Genomic DNA, 16,846 nt, shown 5'->3' on the forward strand with positions numbered 1-16,846 from the left:
AGGCTATGTCAGGAGCGTCTGCGCGCAGAGGTTAGGTTGGGGGCCGGGCACAGGGAGGTTCACGAGCAGGTGGAGCGCAGGACGATCGGCGCGGGGGCGCTCGCGGTGGGGGCCGTCGGACTCGGGTGCATGCCGATGAGCTGGGCGTACAGCGGATCGCGACAGCGGGGTGACGAGTCGGTCAGAGCGGTGCACCGGGCGCTGGACCTGGGCTGCGACCTGCTGGACACCGCGGACATGTACGGCCCGTTCACCAATGAGCTGCTGCTGGGCCGGGTGCTCAAGGAGCGGCGCCGGGACGCCTTCGTGTCCACGAAGGTGGGGCTGCTGGTGGGCGAGCAGCACATCGTGGCCAACGGCCGCCCCGGCTATGTGCGGCGGGCCTGCGACGCCTCGCTGCGGCGGCTCCAGACCGATGTGATCGACCTGTACCAGCTGCACCGCGCCGACCCGGAGGTGCCCGTCGAGGAGACCTGGGGCGCGATGGCGGACCTGGTGCGGGCCGGGAAGGTGCGGGCCCTCGGTCTGTGCGCGGTGGGGGCGCGCGGCGGGCGCCGTCCGGGCGCCGGGCTGTACGACACGACGCTGCGCCAGTTGCAGCGGGTGCAGCAGGTGTTCCCGGTGACGGCGGTGCAGGCGGAGCTGTCGGTGTGGTCGCCGGAGGCGCTCCAGGCGCTGCTGCCGTGGTGCGAGGCCCGCGGTGTGGGCTTCCTGGCGGCGATGCCGCTGGGCAACGGCTTCCTGACCGGCACGCTGACGCCGGGCGAGGGCTTCGAACCGGACGACGTACGCGCCCGGCACCCCCGGTTCACCGCCGAGATGATGGCGGCCAACCAGCCGATCGTCGCGGGCCTGCGGCGCATCGCCCGCCGGCACGGCGCGGACATCGCCCCTGCCCAGGTGGCCCTGGCCTGGGTGCTGGCGCAGGGCCGGCATGTGATCGCGCTGCCGGGCACCAAGCGGGAGCGCTGGGCGGCGCAGAACGCGGCGGCGGCCGGGCTGCGGCTGACCGCCCAGGACCTGGCGGAGGTGTCCGGGCTGCCGGCCGCCCAGGGGTCGTGGGACTGAGGTTTCCCCGGTCGGTCTCCGGGGATCGGGAACCCGGAGGGGCGCGGCCGGTGTGTGAGAGGGAGAGCGTGCCGTCGGGCGCGCCTGTGAACCGCCACCGACCGCCGCGGCGAAGGGAACCGTGATCGTGCGACGTCGAGCTGTGCCGGCCGTGCTGGCCGTGGCCGCCCTCCTGCTGACGGCCGGCTGTTCCTCCGACGGCGGGGACGGCCCGGGCGGGACGCCGGGCGCGACGACCTCCGGGGCCACCGCTTCCGGGCACGGCGCCGCGTCGGCCGCGCCGGTCCCCGCGGCCAAGGGTTCGGTGAAGGTGCTGCGCACGGTGGCCGAGGGTCTGAAGACGCCGTGGGGGCTGGCTCGGCTGCCCGGCGGCGGCCTGCTGGTCTCCTCCCGGGACGAGGGCACGATCAGCCGGATCGACGAGAAGACCGGCCGGACGGCCGAGCTGGGCACGGTCTCCGGGGTCTCACCGGCCGGCGAGGGCGGCCTGCTGGGCATCGCCCTCTCCCCCGGCTTCGCCTCGGACCACATGATCTACGCCTACTTCACCTCGGCCTCGGACAACCGCATCGTCCGCATGCTGTACGACGAGCGGAAACCGGCCGGTGAGCAACTGGGCGCTCCCGACACGGTGTTCAAAGGCATCCCCAAGGGTTTCATCCACAACGGCGGCAGGATCGCGTTCGGCCCCGACCGCATGCTGTACGCGGGGACCGGCGAGAGCGGGGAGAAGGGCCTGGCCCAGGACAGGAAGTCGCTGGGCGGCAAGATCCTGCGCCTGACCCCGGACGGCGAACCGGCTCCGGGCAACCCGTTCCCCGACTCCCCCGTGTACTCGTACGGCCACCGGAACGTCCAGGGTCTGGCCTGGGACGACAGACAGCGGCTGTTCGCCTCGGAGTTCGGGCAGGACACCTGGGACGAGCTGAACGCGATCAAGCCCGGTGACAACTACGGCTGGCCTCAGGCCGAGGGCAGGTCCTCCGACGCCGGCTTCCACAACCCGCTGGCCCAGTGGCACACCGACGACGCCTCCCCCAGCGGCATCGCCTACGTGAACGGCGTGATCTGGATGGCGGGCCTGAAGGGCGCGCGTCTGTGGCGCGTCCCGCTGAACGGCACGTCGGCCTCGGCCGCCCCGCAGGCGTTCCTCACGGGCGCCTACGGCCGCCTGCGTACGGTCGTCCCGGCGGGCGGCGACAGGCTCTGGCTGGTGACGAGCAACACGGACGGCCGCGGCTCCCCGAAGAAGGGGGACGACCGGGTGCTGGAGGTGCGGGTGCGGTGAGCGGCACGGCTACTCGCCCTCGGTGAGCGCTTCGGGTTCCGGCTCGGCCGGCGCCGTTTCCGGCAGGCGTATCACCGCCTTCCCGGAGGCCAGGTCTATGGGGCCACGGCCCGGGTCGTTGTCGCCCACGTCCTCGCGGGTCAGTTCCAGCCGGTTCTGCTCGTCCCGGGTGTGCTTGCGACCGGGCGCGAACAGTTCCTCGAAAACGTTGAACACGGCTCCCCCTCACTGCCGGTTTTCTCCAGCGTAGGTCTCAGCCCGGCGTTTCGGCAGCGAGCGTCCCCGCCGCGAACAGCCCCAGCCGGTGGGCCACCGCCGCCGCCTCGCCCCGGCCCGAGACGCCCAGCTTGCCGAGGATGTGGGAGACGTGGACGCTGGCGGTCTTCGGGGAGATGAACAGCTCCGCGGCTATCTGACGGTTGGTGCGGCCGGCCGCGACCAGGTGCAGGACGTCCCGCTCGCGGCTGGTGAGGCCGAGCGCCGCGGCCGGGTCGGCGGGCGCCTGCCGTGCGGCGCCGGTCAGGGTGAGGCGGGCGCGCTGGGCAAGCCGGGCGACGGCCTCGGCGAGGGGGCGCGCGTCGAGGTGGGCGGCGACCGCCGCGGCCAGCCGCAGCAGTTCCACCGCGCGCTCGCGCTCGTCGTCGCCGCCTTCGGCCAGCAGCGCCGCGGCGAGGCGGTGGCGGACCCGGGCGAGGTCGTAGGGCCGGTCCAGGCATTCGAAGGCGGTGACGACCGGGGACCAGGTGTCGGCGGTGTCCCGGCCCTGCGCGCGGAGCAGTTCCGCCCGGGTCCACTGGCCGTAGGCGTGCCAGAGCGGGACGCCGGTGGTGAGGGTCCGTACGGCCGCCGAGAGGCGGTCGAGTGTCTCGGCGCGGCCGGGCCGGGCGGCGGGCAGGGTGCGGGCGTCGGCCTCGGCGGTGGCGGCGGCCAGCAGCAGCGGCCAGCCGTAGCGGTGGGTGCCGGGCGGGAAACCGGCGTCCAGGGCCGGGAGCAGTGCCGCGCGGGCGTCGGCGATCCGGCCCTCGGCGGCGGCGACCCCGAGGACGATGCGGGCCACGGGCAGGGACTGCTGGGGCATCGGGTCATGGGTGCCGTACCAGGCGCGGGCGGCGGCGAGGTGCCGGCCGGCCTCGGCGAGGTCGCCGCGGGCGAGGGCGAGGTGGGCCTGGAGCAGCGCGCCCGCGCCACGGGGCATGGCGCCGTGGCCGGCCCGGGTGGCGTGCGCGGCGGCCTCCGCGGCCTCCTGCCACTGGCCGAGCGCGTACAGCGCCTCGGACAGGTTGCCCCACATCCACGCCCCGGAGTCCAGCAGCCCGTACGCGCGGCAGAAGTCGATGCCCTCGCGCAGCAGGGGGACGGCCTCCCGGTCCCGGCCGACGCTCTGCAGCACGGACGGCAGGTTCACATAGGCGCGGGCCGCGACATGGTGCATGCCCTCCGCGCGGGTGTCCCGCAGCACCTGCCGCATCTGCGCGAGGCCGGTCTCCGGCTCTCCGGACTCCACGGTCAGGCCGCCCAGGGTGAGGCGGGCGTCGAGTTCGGTCTCGCGGGCGCCCACCATGTGGGCGTACTCCACGGCCCGTTCGGCGGCGGCCAGGGCTTCGGGTCCCGGCCGGCGCTGCATGGACCAGCTGGCCGCGACCGCCAGCACCTCTGCGTGCACCTCGGACGGCGGCAGTCCGCGCACCAGGTCCTGGGCGGTGGCCAGTTCCCGCCGGCCGTCGCCGCGCGCCATGGCCTGCACCAGCCGGGAGCGCTGCACCCAGAACCAGGCGGCGCGCAGCGGGTCCGGCTCCTCCTCCAGGAGGCGCAGGGCCCGCTTGGTGATCTTCAGGGCGCGTTCGCGCTCGCCGCCGAAACGGCCCGCCACGACCGCCTCGGCCAGCAGATCGAGGTAGCGCAGCGGCGTGGTGGCCGGGTCACAGCCGCACGGAGGACAGACCTCCGCGTAGTCGACCGGGCGCAGGGCGGAGCGGACCTTCTCGGGGGCGCTGTCCCACAGCTCCATCGCCCGCTCCAGCAGCCGCAGTTGCTCGGTGTAGGCGTGCCGGCGACGGGCGACGACGGCGGCGGACAGGACGGCGGGCAGGGCCTTCGCGGCGTCGTGGGCGTGGTACCAGTAGCTGGCCAGGCGCATCACACGGGCGTCGGCCGGGACCAGCGTCGGGTCGGCCTCCAGAGCCTCGGCGTAGCGGCGGTTGAGCCGGGAGCGTTCGCCGGGCAGCAGGTCGTCGGCGACGGCCTCGCGGACCAGGGAGTGCCGGAAGCGGTAGCCGTCGCCGGTCCGGGTGGCGGTGAGGATGTTGGCGCCGACAGCGGCCCGCAGTGCCTCGATGAGGTCGTCCTCCGCGAGCCGGGCCACGGCGGCGATCAGCCGGTACTCGACCGTGGAGCCGCCCTCGGCGACGATCCGGGCGACCCGCTGGGCGCTCTCGGGCAGTGCCTCGACCCGGACGAGGAGCAGGTCGCGCAGGGAGTCGGTGAGGCCGGTGCAGCCGCCCGCCGAGGCGGCGACGGCGAGTTCCTCGATGAAGAAGGCGTTGCCGTCGGAACGTGCGTAGATCTCGTCCACCTGGGCGGGGTCGGGTTCGGCGGCGAGGATGCCCGCGATCTGGCGGCCGGCCTCCTCGCGAGTGAAGCGGGCGAGCTCGATGCGGCGGACGGTGCGCAGCCGGTCCAGTTCGGCGAGCAGCGGGCGCAGCGGGTGGCGGCGGTGGATGTCGTCGGAGCGGTAGGTGGCCAGGACCAGGAGGCGGCCTGCGCGCAGGGTGCGGAAGAGGTAGGCGAGGAGGTGGCGGGTGGAGGCGTCGGCCCAGTGCAGGTCCTCCAGGACGAGGACGACGGTGTGCTCGGCGGCGACCCGCTCCAGCAGCCGGGCGGTGAGTTCGAACAGGCGGGCCATGCCCTGTTCGTCGTGGCGGCCGGCGCCGGCCTCGCCGAGGTCGGGCAGCAGCCGGGCCAGTTCCTCCTCCTGGCCGGCCGCCGCCGCGGCGAACTCCTCGGGCAGGGCATCGCGCAGGGCGCGCAGCGCGGCGGAGAAGGGGGCGAACGGCAGCCCGTCCGCGCCGATCTCCACACAGCCGCCGACGGCGACGACGGCGCCGCGCCGGGCGGCGGCGGTGGCGAACTCCTCCACGAGGCGGGTCTTGCCCACGCCGGCCTCGCCGCCGAGCAGCAGCGCCTGCGGCTCGGCCGCGGCGGCACGGGCGAGCGCCTCGTTCAGCGTGTCCAACTCGTCGGCGCGGCCGACGAACACGGGACTGACGGACCTGTTCTCCACGGGCCCGAGCATCGCACGGGGCCGGAAGGGCCCGGCACCGGTTTTCCACAGCTCCTGTGTGATGGTCGTACCGATGGCCGGCGGCACCGTACCGGCGGACGACCGGGTCACGCGGTGCGTGGCAGCCGCTGCCGGCGGGGCCGGCCGGTATGCGGCCCGGCGGCCGGGGCACCGTCGCCGGCGGACTCCGCGCGGCGTGCGGCGCGACGGGACCGTACGGCCTCGCGGGCCAGGCGCTGCTCCTGAGCCGTGCGGCGCAGCTCGGCCGAGCGCAGGCGCTGGAGTTCAAGGGCGTACATGGCGAGTCCTCCGGGAGAGACGGTGTCGTGTGTCGCTTTCCGCGACGCCTCCACCCTCGTCTCCCAGGAGGGTCCGCCACATCGGGAGAGTGCCGCATCTTCGGGCGGCCGGCGGGCCGCACGCGCGCGGTAAGGGGCCTTAGGGCGGCGGTGAGTCGCTCACGCGCGCCCCAAGGCCCCTCAGCCCTGCGGGCTCTCCGCGGGCTCCCGACGCCTTCTCAGCCGGTCGAGGGCAGGCCGAGCAGGGCGTCGGAGTACTTCAGGACGGCGAGCAGCAGTCCGATGACGCCGAGCGAGACACCCGCCCAGGCGACCGACTTGATCCACGCGGCCTGCGGGCGGCCGGGGGTGCCGAACGCGGGCCGCGCCAGCACGACCAGGCCGGTGATCAGCGCGACCAGCGCGAACAGGCCGGCCCACAGGGCGGTGGTGTGCCAGGCGTCGCCGTAGACCTCCTTGACCTGCTGGGCGACGCTCGCGGTGGAGGACGTCCGGAGCTGGCCGACGAGTTGCTCGCGCGCGGACGCCACGGTGCCGATCCAGCCGCCGCTCAGCGAGACCAGGCCCAGCGCGGCGGAGACGACGGCGCCGGCGCCCTGGCCGACCCCGGAGGGCGCCTTGCCACCGGCGGCTTCCGTCGCATCGCCCGCCTCGCCGCCGTCGGCTTCCGTGGCCTCCCGGGCGGCCTGCTCCCGTGCGGCCTGCTCGTCGGTTCCCTGGTCCTCGGCAGGGCCGGCCGTCGTCGTCTCGTCGTCCTTGCGCGCCTCGGTGCCGGCCTCAGTGCCGCTCGTGGCGCCTTCCGCTGTCTTCGTTGCCATGCCCGGCACCGTACGGACGCTGTCTGAGAGGTCTCTTAATGATCGTTGTGCGCGGTACGCGCGCGTGCCGTACGCCACTCGGGCGCGAGCACCGACCAGATCTCGGTGCTGGTGCGCACGCCCCGGTGCCGGTAGTTCTCGCGGAGCACGCCCTCACGCGTCATGCCGAGCCGCCGGGCCACGTTGATGCTCGGCTCGTTGGCCGAGGACACGTGCCACTCCACCCGGTGCATGCCGCGCTCCTCGAAGGCCCAGTCGAGCAGCACCCGCATCCCGCGCGTGACCAGCCCGCGCCCGGCCGCCGCCGGCTCCAGCCAGCAGCCCGCCTCGCAGACCCCGCCCGGGGTGTCCCAGACGCGGAACAGCAGACCGCCGACGAGCTTCCCGTCCAGCCAGATCCCGTGCACGCTGCCGGCGTCGGCACCGCGCTTGTCGGCGTACGACTTCAGCCAGCCACGGGCGCCGTCCAGGCCGGACACCACGTCGGCCAGGCCGATGTGCCGGCCGATGAACTCCCGTCCCCGGTCGATGTGCGCGAGCAGTTCCTCGGCGTGCCAGACCTCCAGGGGCCGCAGTTCGGCGTCGTCACCGAGCGATATCGCGTACATCGTGCCGTTCTTCCTTCCACAGTTCGTCCACCGGGACCCGGCCGAGACTGTCCTGCGGCGCGCGGCACTCGGGCGGCTCGATGCCGAGGCGTGGCAGGCGGCGCTCCAGCCGGCCGGGCGGCCACCAGTTGGCGGCGCCGAGCAGATGCATCAGGGCGGGCACGAGCAGCGTACGCGGGACGAAGGCGTCGGGGGCGACGGCGGAGGCGAGCCGGCCCGCGCGGGTCGTGGCCGAGCGGTTCGCCGCCCCGGCCCCACCGGAAGACGGCGACGACGATGCCGGACGCGGCGGCGACGGCGGCGATGTCGCATCGCGGCTGCCCCGGCGGTGTGCCGGGCGCGGACTCGGTGAGCGCGATGGCGGTGCCGCCCAGCGCCAGGACCGTGTGGGAGCCGGACTGAAGGGACGTCAGTCGAACTGGTCTCCGAGCGCCATGACCATCGTCCCGGCGATGAGCAGCCACAGGGCCCTGCGGGTACGGCCCTTGGAGCCGAGCAGCGCCGCGAGCGCGCAGACGGCGGCACCGAGGGCGTAGGCGGCGGGGACGCGGGCGGGCACGGACCCGGTGAGCCGCATCAGGGAGGCGGCGAGCCCCGCGAGGCAGAGGAGGGCTCCGGTGCCGGCCGCGGTCCACCGGGCCCGCCGGGCGTCCTCGACGTACCCCTCCGGCTCCTCGGTTATCGGGGGCTCGATGTCGGAATCGGTGCGTCCACTCATGGCGGGCGAGCGTACCGTCCCCGGCGGGGAAACCCTGGTGCGGGGCGGTGCCTCCGGCTGCTAGGCATGGTCGCTTGTGACCGAGAAACCGAGAACCCCCGACCCGCTCCTCAGTCGTCTCACCCATCCGCGTCACCCCCGCAGCAACGGCTACGACGTCCGCTGGACCATCGAGAACCAGATGGGCCCGCACGCGCTGTGGCTGCTGGAGTGGCTGGCGCCCGCGCTCGGCCTCGACCGGCTGCCGCCCGGCGCCCGGGTGCTCGACCTCGGCTGCGGACGGGCCATGACCTCCGTCTTCCTCGCCAGGGAGTACGGCGTCCAGGTCACCGCGGCCGACCTGTGGGTGAAGCCGGACGAGAACGCCGTACGCGTCGCCGAGGCGGGTGTGGCCGACCGGGTGCTGCCCGTCTTCGCCGAGGCGCACGATCTGCCGTTCGCCGAAGGCTCGTTCGACGCGATCGTGTCCGTGGACGCCTACCAGTACTTCGGCACGAACGATCTGTACCTGCCCACGCTGACCCGGCTGCTGAAGCCCGGCGGACGGATCGGGGTGGTGGTGCCGTCGGTGCGGGAGGAGATCGCCGGGGCCGAGCCGCCGGAGCACCTCAAGGCCCACTGGGACCCGGGGTTCTGGGCGTTCCACTCCCCCGGCTGGTGGCGCCGGAACTGGACGCGTACGGGTGCCGTGACCGTCGAGACCGCCGACTGGCTCCAGGACGGCTGGCGGGACTGGCTGCTGTGGAGCAAGGTGTGCGCCGAGGAGAGCCCGAGCGAGTTCATGGCCGGGCTGGCACGCGACTCGGTGGAGCTGCTGACCGCCGACCAGGGGCGCCTGCTGGGGTTCGCCCGGGTCGTGGGACGCCGTACCTAGCCGTACGGCCCCGGAGGGCATCCCTCCGGGGCCGTACACCGCCTGCTGTCAGCCCTCGCTGACGCCCAGCTTCTCCAGGATCAGCTCCTTGACGCGGGCCGCGTCGGCCTGGCCGCGGGTGGCCTTCATGACCGCGCCGACCAGGGCGCCGGCCGCGGCCACCTTGCCGCCGCGGATCTTGTCCGCGATGGCCGGGTTGCCGGCGATGGCCTCGTCGACGGCCGTGCCGAGCGCGGAGTCGTCGGAGACGACCTTCAGACCGCGCTTGTCGACGACCTCGTCCGGGGTGCCCTCGCCCGCGAGGACGCCCTCGATGACCTGACGGGCCAGCTTGTCGTTCAGGTCACCCTTCGCGACCAGCTCGGTGACCCGGGCCACCTGCTGCGGCGTGATCGCCAGCTCCTCCAGCGCCTTGCCGGACTCGTTGGCGCTGCGCGCCAGTTCGCCCATCCACCACTTGCGGGCGGAGGCCGCGTCGGCACCGGCGTCGATGGTGGCGACGATCGGGTCCAGCGCGCCGGCGTTGAGGATCGCCTGCATGTCGGTGGCGGAGATGCCCCACTCGGCCAGCAGCCGGGTGCGGCGGGCCAGCGGCAGCTCGGGCAGGGCCGCGCGGATCTCCTCGACCCACTCCCGGGAGGGCGCGACCGGCACCAGGTCGGGCTCCGGGAAGTACCGGTAGTCCTCGGCCTCCTCCTTCACCCGGCCCGAGGTCGTGGACCCGGTGTCCTCGTGGAAGTGGCGGGTCTCCTGGACGATGGTCCCGCCGCTGCTGAGGACGGCCGCGTGCCGCTGGATCTCGAAGCGGGCCGCGCGCTCCACCGAGCGCAGGGAGTTGACGTTCTTCGTCTCCGAGCGCGTGCCGAACTTGTCGCTGCCCTTGGGCATCAGCGACAGGTTGACGTCACAGCGCATCTGGCCCATCTCCATGCGGGCCTCGGACACGCCGAGGGCCCGGATGACCTCGCGCAGCTCGCGGACGTACGCCTTCGCCACCTCGGGGGCGCGCTCGCCGGCGCCCACGATCGGCTTGGTGACGATCTCGATCAGCGGGATGCCGGCGCGGTTGTAGTCCAGCAGGGAGTGGGACGCGCCGTGGATACGGCCGGTGGCGCCGCCGACGTGCGTCGACTTGCCGGTGTCCTCCTCCATGTGGGCGCGCTCGATCTCCACGCGGAAGGTCTCGCCGTCCTCCAGCTGCACGTCGAGGTAGCCGTTGAAGGCGATCGGCTCGTCGTACTGGGAGGTCTGGAAGTTCTTCGGCATGTCCGGATAGAAGTAGTTCTTCCGGGCGAAGCGGCACCACTCGGCGATCTCGCAGTTCAGCGCGAGACCGATCTTGATCGCGGACTCGACGCCGGTCGCGTTGACGACCGGGAGCGCGCCGGGCAGGCCGAGGCAGACCGGGCAGGTCTGGGAGTTCGGGTCGGCGCCGAGCGAGGTCGAACAGCCGCAGAACATCTTGGTCTTGGTGCCGAGTTCGACATGGACCTCAAGGCCCATGACGGGGTCGTACGACGCCAGCGCGTCCTCGTACGACACCAGGTCGGTCGTGGTGGTCACGGTGAAAACTTCCCTCTCAGCCCAGCAGGACGTCGTCGTCGCCCAGCCGCTTCAGCTCGCGGTAGAGGATGGCGAGGCCGGTGACGATGCCGGCGGCGGTGACGACGGCGTCGACGAGCCGCAGCGTGTCGTTCTCGGCGCGGGCCTTCTTGATCTGCTTCATGGCGCCGACCGCGCCGAACGCGGTGGCGGCCATGGACAGGTACGTACCGGACTTGGACTTCTTGAAGCCCTTGGCCTTGGTCAGTGCGCTCACAGCGACGGTGCCTCCTCCAGCAGCGGGTGACCCCACTTTTCCACGAAGGCGGCCTCGACGGCGGCGCCCACCTTGTACAGCCTGTCGTCCTTCATCACCGGGGCGATGATCTGCAGGCCGACCGGGAGGTTGTCCTCCGGGGCGAGGCCGCAGGGCAGGGACATGGCCGCGTTGCCCGCCAGGTTGGTCGGGATGGTGCACAGGTCCGCGAGGTACATCGCCATCGGGTCGTCGGCGCGCTCGCCGATCGCGAAGGCGGTGGTCGGGGTCGTCGGGGAGACGATCACGTCGACCTGCTCGAACGCCTTGTCGAAGTCCTGCTTGATCAGCGTGCGGACCTTCTGGGCGCTGCCGTAGTACGCGTCGTAGTAGCCGCTCGACAGGGCGTACGTGCCGAGCATGATGCGGCGCTTCACCTCGGGGCCGAAGCCCGCCTCACGGGTGAGGGAGGTGACCTCCTCGGCGGAGTGCGTGCCGTCGTCGCCGGTCCGCAGGCCGTAGCGCAGGCCGTCGAAGCGGGCGAGGTTGGAGGAGCACTCGGACGGGGCGATCAGGTAGTACGCCGACAGGGCGAGGTCGAAGGACGGGCAGTCCAGCTCGACGATCTCGGCGCCCAGCTCCTTGAGCAGCGCGACCGACTCGTCGAAGCGCTGGATGACGCCCGCCTGGTAGCCCTCGCCGCGGAACTGCTTGACCACGCCGACGCGCATGCCCGCGACGCTGCCGTTGCGCGCGGCCTCCACCACCGGCGGGACCGGGGCGTCGATGGAGGTGGAGTCCAGCGGGTCGTGCCCGGCGATGACCTCGTGCAGCAGCGCCGCGTCGAGCACCGTGCGGGCGCAGGGGCCGCCCTGGTCGAGCGAGCTGGAGAACGCGACCATGCCGTAGCGGGAGACCGCGCCGTACGTCGGCTTCACACCGACCGTGCCGGTGACGGCGGCCGGCTGGCGGATGGAGCCGCCGGTGTCGGTGCCGATGGCGAGGGGGGCCATGTGCGCGGCCAGCGCGGCGGAGGAGCCGCCGCCGGAGCCGCCGGGGATCCGGGTGAGGTCCCACGGGTTGCCGGTCGGGCCGAACGCGCTGTTCTCCGTCGATGACCCCATGGCGAACTCGTCCATGTTGGTCTTGCCGAGGATGACGACATCGGCGGCCTTGAGCCGCTTGGTGAGCGTCGCGTCGTACGGCGGGATCCAGCCCTCCAGGATCTTCGAGCCGACGGTCGTGGGCACGCCCTCGGTGGTGAAGATGTCCTTGAGCGCGAGCGGGACGCCGGCCAGCGGGCCGAGCTTCTCGCCGCGCTCCCGCTTCTCGTCCACGGCACGGGCCTGGGCGAGGGCGCCCTCGCGGTCGACGTGGAGGAAGGCGTGCACCTTCTCGTCGACCGCCTCGATCCGGGCGAGGTGGGCCTCGGTGACCTCGACGGCCGTCAGCTCGCCGGAGGCGATCTTCGCGGCGGTCTCGGCCGCGGTGAGCCTGATGATGCTGTTCTTGTCCGTCATGGCGGTCACTCCTCCCCCAGGATCTGCGGCACCTTGAAACGCTGCTGCTCCTGTGCCGGGGCGCCGGAGAGCGCCTGCTCGGGGGTGAGCGAGGGACGGACCTCGTCCGGCCGCATGACGTTCGTCAGCGGGAGCGGGTGAGAGGTCGGCGGTACGTCTTGGTCGGCGACCTCGCTGACGCGGGCGACCGCGCCGATGATGTCGTCCAGCTGTCCCGCGAAGTGATCGAGTTCTTCGGGCTTCAGCTCCAGACGCGCCAGCCGGGCGAGGTGGGCGACCTCCTCGCGCGTGATGCCAGGCATGCAGCGATCCTCTGGGGTGAGTGTGTGTGGTTTTGGCGGGGGGCTGGTCGTCCCCTTCCCGTCGTCCGCCCGGAGGGCGGGTCGCGCGGCGTCCGGTGCGTGCGATCGCAAGGCGCCGGAGCGTCCTCGTGGCGGAGCCACGTGGACGATTCGGCAACGCGGCGAGCGTGCGTGCCAGGCGTCGCACGACAGACGGGAATGGGACGACCAGCCCCAATCCTATGGGGCGGGGCGCCGTGACCGTGAAACGGTTTCCCCGGGACACCGGCCTCACCGCCGCCGCCCGTCCCAGGCGTGGCTCCTCAGGAAGTGGTTGTCGTACAGCTCCTGGACCTCCAGCAGGCTCTCCGGCGTGGCCTCGCCGAGGCGGATGCGCTGGAGGTGGCGGAAGTACTCGAAGCGCTCGACGCCGGGGGCGATGACGATGAGCAGGTCGGCGGTGCTGCCGGGGGCGGCGGCGAAGGCGTGGGGCCGGTCCGGCGGCACGATGATCAGGTCGCCGCGCCCGGCGGTGACGACGTCGTCGCCGGAGAGGACCTCGGCCTCGCCGTCGAGCAGGTAGAACATCTCGGCCGAGTTGTGGTGCACATGCGGACGGGCCCCGTCGGCGCCCTCGGCGAGCGTGACGCGGACGGTGGACAGCGCGCCACCGCTGGCGCTGCTGTCGGCCAGCAGCTTGACGGCGACGGGCGCACCGCCGACGACCTCGGCCTCGGCGTCCCGGACGAGCACGGTGTCATCGAACTCGGGCACGAACAGCGACATGACGCATCCCCCTCGTGTGGTGGTCGGACTGCTGTGCGGGTCAGACCGCTCTATGGCGGTCAGACCGCGAAGAGCAGTCCGGCACTGATCAGTACAACGACGGCGGTGGCGAAGTGGATCCCGAAGGCGACGGCTTTCGTGCCGCCGTTGCGCAGGACTATCAGCGTGTCGACGAACGGGACGAGTGCCACGCAGACCATGAACCAGGCCTCGGCGCGGGCGCCGGCGAAGGCGAGCAGGGCGAGGCCCAGCAGCCCGAACGTGCCGTCCCTGAGGCCCTTGACCGACAGGTAGGCGCGGGCGTCGCCGCGCGGGTCGGCGGGGACTCCGTAGCCGGCCGCCGCGGGGCCGGGCTGGAACCAGAACCGGTAGCCGAGGAACACGCAGAACAGGTCGAGCAGGACGGCCAGGGTGTACGCGGTGACGGTCATGTGCTGTTCTCCCGCTTTGCTAGCAGCGCTAGATGTGAGAGCGAAGCTAGCAGAGCACCGACAGATTGGCTAGCGTTGCTAGAATCGACCGCATGTCGATCCAGACGCGCCGGGAGCGCGAACGAGCGGAACGCGAGCGGCTGATCGTCACGGCCGCGCGCGAGCTGGCGGAGTCCGAGGGCTGGGACGCGGTGACCACACGCCGGCTGGCCGCCGAGATCGAGTACAGCCAGCCGGTCCTCTACAGCCACTTCAAGGGCAAGGACGCGATCATGGCGGCGGTCGCGGTGCAGGGGTGCGCCGACCTGGCGACGGAACTACGGCAGGCCCGCACGGCGGCGCGCGGCACGCTGGAGGCGCTGGCGGCGGTGGCGCAGACGTACACGTCCTTCGCCAGCCGCCGGCCCGCCCTCTACGACGCGATGTTCACCCACCTGGTGCCCCTGCCGTTCGCCACGGAGGAGGCGCCGGCACCGCTGCGGGAGGCCTTCGCCGAACTGCGCTTCGCGGTGGAACCGATCGCGGCCGAGGGCGACGACCCCGGGCTGCTGACGGAGACGTTCTGGGCGGGGCTGCACGGCCTGGTGACGCTGATGCGGAGCGGCAGACTGCCGGAACACGCGCACGAGGCGCGCCTGGCGCTGCTGGTCGGCCACTTCGCGGGCCGCTGATCGGCACGTCGCGGGGCAGCGGGCCACCCGCGAACCACTGGGCCGCGAACTACTCGGCGGCGGGCAGGGCTGCGCGCGGCCGCTGCCACCCGCGGGAGCCCCGCGCCAGCAGCCACGCCGTGGTCTCCTCGGGCGGCATCGCCGCGGCGACCAGCCACCCCTGCACGGCGTCGCATCCCAGATCCCGCAGCCGCTCCCAGGTCTCGTCGTCCTCCACGCCCTCGGCGACGACCAGCAGACCCAGCGAATGCGCGAGGTCCACCGTGCAGCGCACGATCTCCGCGTCCTGGGCGTCGACGGCGAGCCGGGCCACGAAGGAGCGGTCGATCTTCAGCTCGCTGACGGGGAGCCGCCGTAGGTGCACCAGCGACGAATACCCGGTGCCGAAGTCGTCGAGGGACATCTTCACGCCGTGTCCGGTGAGCCCGGCGAGGGTGTCGGCGGCGCGCTGCGGGTCCTCCAGCAGCACGTGTTCCGTTATCTCCAGCTGGAGCGCTCCGGCGGGGACCCCGTGCCGGGCGAGGCGCGCGGCGACCGAGCCGGCGAATCCCGGGGTGTGGACGTCGCGCGGGGAGACGTTGACGGCGACCGGCACCCGCAGGCCCTGTGCGCGCCACCGGGCGACCTGGCCGAGCGCGGTCTCCAGGACGTACTCGGTGAGGTGGGGCATCAGTCCCGAGGACTCGGCTATCGCTATGAACTCGTCCGGCGGCACCTTCCCGCGCTCCGGGTGCACCCAGCGGACCAGGGCCTCCAGGCCGGCGACCTGTCCGTCGAAGCGGACCTTGGGCTGGTAGTGGAGCTGGACCTCGTGCGCGTCCAGCGCCCGGCGCAGGTCGCCCAGCAGGCCGAGGCGGTCCGGGGTGTTGGAGTCCCGCTTGGACTCGTAGACCTCGACGCCCGTGCGGTCCCGCTTCGCCTGGTACATCGCGACGTCGGCGCGGCGCAGGAGCCCTTCGGCGTCGAGCGCGTGGTCGGGGAAGACGGCGACGCCGGCGCTGGCCTCCAGGACGAGGGTGAGCCCGTCCAGGTCGAGCGGGGAGCTGAGGGCGGAGACGAGGCCGCGGGCGACGCGGGTGGCCGACGTGGTGGAGTCGGCGACGGGCAGTAAGACGGCGAACTCGTCACCGCCGAGCCGGGCGGCCTCGGCGCCGCGCGGCAGGGCGAGCCGCAGCCGGTCGGCGATCTGGAGCAGCAGCCGGTCGCCGGCCAGATGACCGAGGGTGTCGTTCACCGACCGGAAGCGATCGAGGTCGATCAGCATGAGCGCGGAGCGCGCCCCGATGCGGTCGGCGTCGTCCAGGGCGGTCCAGATGCGCTCCAGCAGCCACTGCCGGTTGGGCAGCCCGGTCAGCGGGTCGCGCAACTGCTCCTCGGCACGGGCGCGGGCCATCCACAGCGTGGAGTCCAGGGCGATGAGCGGGATCGCGAACAGCGGGAGCAGGATCGGCTGGGCGTCGGCGACGACGCACAGCAGGGGCGCGATGCCGAGCAGCGCGACGGCGACCAGGCCCTGTCGGACCAGGGCGGTGCGGGCGACGGTGGGCACCCCGCCGCCGCGCGGCGCGTGCAGGTACCACAACAGGCCTCGGCTGACGGCGAGGTAGGCGACCGCGACCAGCACGATCTCGGGTGCCGTGGCGACGCTCCAGCTGTCCGGCCGCCAGGGCTCCTCGACGCTCGGGACCCGGCCGAACGCGCCGAGCAGCAGGGCGCCGACGCCGATGCCGAGGATGTCCACCGCACCGTGCAGCACCCCTTGCCGCCAGCGGTTGCGGCGGGCGATGCCGACCAGGACGACGACGGTGAGGCTGACCAGGCCGGCGGGCACCCAGCCGTACAGCAGCAGGACGGCGAGGGTGAGGGCGGCGCCCGATCCGGTGCCGCCCCACCAGCGCGCGCGGCCCAGCATGACGAGGTGGCCGACGATGACGCCGGTGAGCAGGGCCAGCGACCAGCCGGCCGTGCCGCCGGGGAAGAGGGCGTGGTGGCCGGTGTAGGCGCGGTAGAAGCCGGCGCCCAGGACGAATCCGGCGGCGGCCACGACGGCCGCGGGCAAGGCGGGCCAGGACAGGTGCCGTTCGGTCTCGGCGCCGCCGCCAGCCAGGCCGGGGGCGGGCGCGACGGCCGGCAGGGGCGCGTGGGCGTCGCCGGCGGTGCCCGGTCCGGCCGGGCGCGGCTGCACGGCCGCACGCCCGTCGGGCCGTCCGGTCCACCGGTTCCCCCGCCACACGCCCGCGCGGCGGCGCAGGCGCAGCCATGAGTCCGGGGCGGCGCTCTCGGTCGGTTCCATTCCCGTCCCTCTCACAGCCGGCGGTGCCCACGCCACGCGGCCCGACGCCCGACAACCATCAGCAGCTCCGCGTCGAAGAAACCTTCTCCGCGCCCCTGGAGAGCACGGAGGTG

General features: G+C 73.5%; 17 protein-coding genes and 1 pseudogene. 4 read left to right on the top strand and 14 right to left on the bottom strand.

Going from position 1 to position 16,846, the window contains the following annotated elements:
* Positions 1-69 precede the first annotated feature (69 nt).
* A complete protein-coding gene (locus tag AB0L21_RS11080; RefSeq protein ID WP_365707740.1) occupies positions 70-1,068 on the top strand; it encodes an aldo/keto reductase in 999 nt (332 codons plus the stop codon).
* Positions 1,069-1,189: 121 nt separating this feature from the next.
* Positions 1,190-2,356, top strand: a complete 1,167-nt coding sequence (locus AB0L21_RS11085; RefSeq protein ID WP_365707742.1) for a PQQ-dependent sugar dehydrogenase — start codon at positions 1,190-1,192, stop codon at positions 2,354-2,356.
* Between the two features lie 9 nt (positions 2,357-2,365).
* On the opposite strand, the gene AB0L21_RS11090 is transcribed toward AB0L21_RS11085, so the two are convergent.
* The 7 genes and pseudogenes from AB0L21_RS11090 to AB0L21_RS11120 form a co-directional block, all read right to left on the bottom strand.
* Positions 2,366-2,572, bottom strand: a complete 207-nt coding sequence (locus AB0L21_RS11090; protein ID WP_365707744.1) for a DUF6191 domain-containing protein — start codon at positions 2,570-2,572, stop codon at positions 2,366-2,368.
* Positions 2,573-2,609: 37 nt separating this feature from the next.
* Positions 2,610-5,648: an AAA family ATPase gene (locus tag AB0L21_RS11095; protein ID WP_365783517.1), complete on the bottom strand. Its 3,039-nt coding sequence runs from the start codon at positions 5,646-5,648 to the stop codon at positions 2,610-2,612.
* 95 nt (positions 5,649-5,743) lie between these two features.
* Positions 5,744-5,935, bottom strand: coding sequence for a hypothetical protein (locus AB0L21_RS11100; protein ID WP_365783455.1), 192 nt, complete (start codon positions 5,933-5,935; stop codon positions 5,744-5,746).
* A gap of 218 nt (positions 5,936-6,153) precedes the next feature.
* The gene (locus AB0L21_RS11105) at positions 6,154-6,753 is read right to left on the bottom strand and encodes a hypothetical protein (protein WP_365783457.1); all 600 of its coding nucleotides are present in this window, start codon (positions 6,751-6,753) and stop codon (positions 6,154-6,156) included.
* A gap of 35 nt (positions 6,754-6,788) precedes the next feature.
* A complete protein-coding gene (locus tag AB0L21_RS11110) occupies positions 6,789-7,361 on the bottom strand; it encodes a GNAT family protein (RefSeq protein WP_365707750.1) in 573 nt (190 codons plus the stop codon).
* Positions 7,339-7,669 (bottom strand): annotated as a pseudogene (locus tag AB0L21_RS11115) (hypothetical protein); the annotation flags it as partial. The gene AB0L21_RS11110 and the pseudogene AB0L21_RS11115, both read right to left, overlap by 23 nt.
* Positions 7,670-7,770: 101 nt before the next feature.
* The gene (locus tag AB0L21_RS11120; protein WP_365707752.1) at positions 7,771-8,079 is read right to left on the bottom strand and encodes a hypothetical protein; all 309 of its coding nucleotides are present in this window, start codon (positions 8,077-8,079) and stop codon (positions 7,771-7,773) included.
* A 76-nt stretch (positions 8,080-8,155) separates the two neighbouring features.
* On the opposite strand from AB0L21_RS11120, the gene AB0L21_RS11125 reads away from it, so the two are divergent.
* Positions 8,156-8,953, top strand: a complete 798-nt coding sequence (locus AB0L21_RS11125; RefSeq protein ID WP_365783459.1) for a methyltransferase domain-containing protein — start codon at positions 8,156-8,158, stop codon at positions 8,951-8,953.
* A gap of 48 nt (positions 8,954-9,001) precedes the next feature.
* On the opposite strand, the gene gatB is transcribed toward AB0L21_RS11125, so the two are convergent.
* From gatB to AB0L21_RS11155, 6 genes are all read right to left on the bottom strand, one after another.
* Complete coding sequence (gene gatB / locus AB0L21_RS11130; protein ID WP_365707756.1) at positions 9,002-10,516, bottom strand: Asp-tRNA(Asn)/Glu-tRNA(Gln) amidotransferase subunit GatB; 1,515 nt, start codon at positions 10,514-10,516, stop codon at positions 9,002-9,004.
* A 16-nt stretch (positions 10,517-10,532) separates the two neighbouring features.
* The gene (locus tag AB0L21_RS11135) at positions 10,533-10,772 is read right to left on the bottom strand and encodes a hypothetical protein (RefSeq protein WP_356340049.1); all 240 of its coding nucleotides are present in this window, start codon (positions 10,770-10,772) and stop codon (positions 10,533-10,535) included.
* On the bottom strand, positions 10,769-12,271 hold the full coding sequence (gene gatA, locus AB0L21_RS11140) for an Asp-tRNA(Asn)/Glu-tRNA(Gln) amidotransferase subunit GatA (protein WP_189819285.1): 1,503 nt from the start codon (positions 12,269-12,271) through the stop codon (positions 10,769-10,771). The genes AB0L21_RS11135 and gatA overlap by 4 nt, the downstream gene beginning before the upstream one ends.
* Positions 12,272-12,276: 5 nt before the next feature.
* Positions 12,277-12,573 (bottom strand): Asp-tRNA(Asn)/Glu-tRNA(Gln) amidotransferase subunit GatC, encoded by a 297-nt coding sequence (gene gatC / locus AB0L21_RS11145; RefSeq protein ID WP_004925108.1) that lies wholly within the window; start codon positions 12,571-12,573, stop codon positions 12,277-12,279.
* 270 nt (positions 12,574-12,843) lie between these two features.
* Positions 12,844-13,338 carry a cupin domain-containing protein gene (locus tag AB0L21_RS11150; RefSeq protein ID WP_365707758.1) on the bottom strand — a complete coding sequence of 165 codons (495 nt, stop codon included), beginning with the start codon at positions 13,336-13,338 and terminating at the stop codon, positions 12,844-12,846.
* 59 nt (positions 13,339-13,397) lie between these two features.
* Positions 13,398-13,769 carry a DUF4267 domain-containing protein gene (locus AB0L21_RS11155; RefSeq protein WP_365707760.1) on the bottom strand — a complete coding sequence of 124 codons (372 nt, stop codon included), beginning with the start codon at positions 13,767-13,769 and terminating at the stop codon, positions 13,398-13,400.
* A 92-nt stretch (positions 13,770-13,861) separates the two neighbouring features.
* On the opposite strand from AB0L21_RS11155, the gene AB0L21_RS11160 reads away from it, so the two are divergent.
* Positions 13,862-14,440 carry a TetR/AcrR family transcriptional regulator gene (locus AB0L21_RS11160; RefSeq protein WP_365707762.1) on the top strand — a complete coding sequence of 193 codons (579 nt, stop codon included), beginning with the start codon at positions 13,862-13,864 and terminating at the stop codon, positions 14,438-14,440.
* A 49-nt stretch (positions 14,441-14,489) separates the two neighbouring features.
* Here the strand turns inward: AB0L21_RS11160 and AB0L21_RS11165 are convergent, their stop codons facing one another.
* Positions 14,490-16,733: a bifunctional diguanylate cyclase/phosphodiesterase gene (locus AB0L21_RS11165; protein WP_365783461.1), complete on the bottom strand. Its 2,244-nt coding sequence runs from the start codon at positions 16,731-16,733 to the stop codon at positions 14,490-14,492.
* Positions 16,734-16,846 lie beyond the last annotated feature (113 nt).

This window comes from Streptomyces sp. NPDC052721 (assembly GCF_040678315.1).
GTDB lineage: Bacteria > Actinomycetota > Actinomycetes > Streptomycetales > Streptomycetaceae > Streptomyces.

Bases quoted from the DNA above. Each gene is read 5' to 3' on its own strand.
- AB0L21_RS11095 (WP_365783517.1), bottom strand. From the start codon at position 5,648: ATGCTCGGGCCCGTGGAGAACAGGTCCGTCAGTCCCGTGTTCGTCGGC.
- AB0L21_RS11100 (WP_365783455.1), bottom strand. From the start codon at position 5,935: ATGTACGCCCTTGAACTCCAGCGCCTGCGCTCGGCCGAGCTGCGCCGC.
- AB0L21_RS11105 (WP_365783457.1), bottom strand. From the start codon at position 6,753: ATGGCAACGAAGACAGCGGAAGGCGCCACGAGCGGCACTGAGGCCGGC.
- AB0L21_RS11110 (WP_365707750.1), bottom strand. From the start codon at position 7,361: ATGTACGCGATATCGCTCGGTGACGACGCCGAACTGCGGCCCCTGGAG.
- AB0L21_RS11120 (WP_365707752.1), bottom strand. From the start codon at position 8,079: ATGAGTGGACGCACCGATTCCGACATCGAGCCCCCGATAACCGAGGAG.
- gatA (WP_189819285.1), bottom strand. From the start codon at position 12,271: ATGACGGACAAGAACAGCATCATCAGGCTCACCGCGGCCGAGACCGCC.
- gatC (WP_004925108.1), bottom strand. From the start codon at position 12,573: ATGCCTGGCATCACGCGCGAGGAGGTCGCCCACCTCGCCCGGCTGGCG.
- AB0L21_RS11150 (WP_365707758.1), bottom strand. From the start codon at position 13,338: ATGTCGCTGTTCGTGCCCGAGTTCGATGACACCGTGCTCGTCCGGGAC.
- AB0L21_RS11155 (WP_365707760.1), bottom strand. From the start codon at position 13,769: ATGACCGTCACCGCGTACACCCTGGCCGTCCTGCTCGACCTGTTCTGC.
- AB0L21_RS11160 (WP_365707762.1), top strand. From the start codon at position 13,862: ATGTCGATCCAGACGCGCCGGGAGCGCGAACGAGCGGAACGCGAGCGG.
- AB0L21_RS11165 (WP_365783461.1), bottom strand. From the start codon at position 16,733: ATGGAACCGACCGAGAGCGCCGCCCCGGACTCATGGCTGCGCCTGCGC.